The 2,351-nt window shown below is 49.6% G+C and carries 3 protein-coding genes; 2 read left to right on the forward strand and 1 reads right to left on the reverse strand.

The genetic code is table 11. From position 1 onward, the window contains the following. A partial coding sequence (locus AC1DSN_RS21435; RefSeq protein WP_477332761.1) for an NAD-dependent epimerase/dehydratase family protein occupies positions 1-739 on the forward strand: 739 nt, incomplete at its 5' end. Beyond that, the gene (locus AC1DSN_RS21440) at positions 736-1,746 is read left to right on the forward strand and encodes an MraY family glycosyltransferase (RefSeq protein WP_477332763.1); all 1,011 of its coding nucleotides are present in this window, start codon (positions 736-738) and stop codon (positions 1,744-1,746) included. The genes AC1DSN_RS21435 and AC1DSN_RS21440, both read left to right, overlap by 4 nt. 48 nt (positions 1,747-1,794) lie before the next feature. Here AC1DSN_RS21440 and AC1DSN_RS21445 read toward each other — a convergent pair. Beyond that, a partial coding sequence (locus AC1DSN_RS21445; protein WP_477332765.1) for a glycosyltransferase family protein occupies positions 1,795-2,351 on the reverse strand: 557 nt, incomplete at its 5' end.

Below are 2,351 nucleotides of genomic sequence, written 5' to 3' on the forward strand. Positions count from 1 at the left end.
TGTCATGAATGAGACTGCAACTGACGCACTCAGCGAGTTTCGTAAGTTGAACGTAGAAGGAACGCTTGCCTTGGCTCGGCGGGCGGCCGAGTCCGGTGTCAAGCGGTTCATTTACATCAGTTCGATCAAAGTAAATGGTGAGTTTTCCACGCCAGGGAAGCCGTTTAGCGCCGATGATGTACCCAATCCTGAAGACCCGTACGGTGTGTCAAAGTATGAGGCTGAAGAGGCGTTGATGAAACTGGGTAAGGAAGCGGCGATGGAGATAGTGATCATCCGCCCGCCGTTGGTGTACGGGCCGGGAGTCAAAGCCAACTTTCTTCAAATGCTCGCTTTGCTCGATAAGAAAATACCTTTGCCTCTGGGGGGGCTTGGAAATAAGCGGAGTATGGTCGCGCTGCCGAATCTCGTGGACTTCATAATTACATGCATAGATCATCCTGCGGCAGCGAACCAGATATTTTTAGTGAGCGATGGTGAAGATCTATCTGTCAGTGAGTTGCTAACGCGGCTTTGCGCTGCTCTAGGTGTCCCGAGTTATTTGTTTTATGTTCCGAGATGGATGTTGATGCGGGGGGCATATCTGGTGGGGAGGCAAGCGCTTGCTCAGCGCTTGTGTAAGTCGTTACTCGTCGATATACAAAAAAATCGAGACTTATTGGGTTGGGTTCCTCCCGCTAACATAGGAAATGTCATGAGGAGGACCGCAAGGTACTTCCTGGAAGGACAGCGAAAATGAATATCTTATGGTCGGTTTTGGGCGTTGGTGTAGCATCGTGGCTTATGACGCTGATCCTTCGATGTTACGCATTGAGGCGCAGATTGCTTGATATTCCCAACGACCGGAGTTCACATTCTCTGCCCACCCCTCGTGGCGGTGGAGTGGCGATTGTTGTATGTTTTTTTGGGGCGTTACTGTTTCTTGCTCAGATGGGCCTCGTTGGGTATTCAACATGCTTCGGATTATTGGGCGCAGGTGTACTTGTCGCTGTGATTGGGTTCGCAGATGATCATGGTCACATCGCCGCGAGATGGCGTTTATTAGGACATTTTACAGCTGCTGGTTGGGGGCTTTACTGGCTTGGCGGGTTGCCCGTTCTAACGGTAATGGGGCAGTTGCTGGGTCTAGGCTGGACTGGAAATTTTTTAGCTTTGATATATTTGGTATGGATGCTGAATCTGTACAACTTTATGGACGGTATTGATGGCTTGGCCAGTATTGAGGCCGTGACCGTTTGTCTTGGGATGTGCCTGATTTATTGGTGGGTGGGAACTACCGAACTTGTATGGGGGCCGCTAATTCTCGCTGGCGCTGTGTCTGGCTTTCTTTGCTGGAATTTTCCACCCGCAAGAATCTTCATGGGGGATGCCGGTAGCGGCTTTTTGGGGATCACCTTGGGAGGCATGGCGCTTTGGGCTGGTGCGGCCAAGGTGGAGTTCTTGTGGAGTTGGCTGATCTTGTTGGGCTTTTTTATCGTTGATGCAACGGTTACTTTACTGCGAAGGCTATTGCAGGGTAAAAAAATTTACCAGGCTCACAGAAGTCACGCCTATCAGCGCGCTTCTAGAGCTTTTGGCAGTCATAAGAAAGTGACATTGTTTGTTGGAGCAATAAATCTCTTTTGGTTGCTCCCGGTTGCAGCCCTCGTTGCAAGTGACCTCATTGACGGCTTTCTTGCTCTGGGGTCTGCCTATTTACCCATTGTCTTTCTGGTTCTGAAGTTCGGGGCGGGGAGGGAAGACTAGGAAGCACTGTGGTCGCGAAATGGAAATCGCTATGGGGCACAGTCTTTGCTATATTTTGTTGAATATGACGGCAATCCATAGGCTGGCCGAGCCTGAGGCAGTTTGTCTATAGACCCCGGACTTTAATATCAAGGATACTCGTTTGAGCAACCCGCTTTGACGGGCAGCGGAAAAGTCTTGGAAGTATTCAAGGTTCTGCTTCGAGAGTGCGTCCTGAGTATTCTCAAGGATTAAAATATTTTGCGAGTTCCAATCTTTGAAGCGACCAGAAAACATATTTTTCAATCGACTCAATTTTGCTTTGATCCCCGTATTTGCTCCAATCAGATTGCGGTCATGTTGCCGATAGTCAAGGGTTGGCTCTTTGTCGAAAATAATAGTTCCACCCGCGCCACTGACGAGAAGATAAGCGAGCCAGTCATGTGCGGGTATCTTTGCGTCGTTCGGTGTCCTTGCCAAAAGTACTCTGGTATGTTGATTGATGAGCATTGTGTTTGCTCCCGCCAGGCTCTGTACCAGTGCGTTCTGGAACGAGGGTGCTTTTGAAAAGCTGGGTGATTGGCCGATGATCTCTCCAGTCATATTGATGAGGCGTGTCGTGGAAC

The organism is Luteibacter sp. P4_D7_3 (assembly GCF_056401735.1).

Excerpts from the sequence above, each read along its gene's own strand:
- AC1DSN_RS21440 (WP_477332763.1), top strand. The coding sequence starts at position 736 with ATGAATATCTTATGGTCGGTTTTGGGCGTTGGTGTAGCATCGTGGCTT.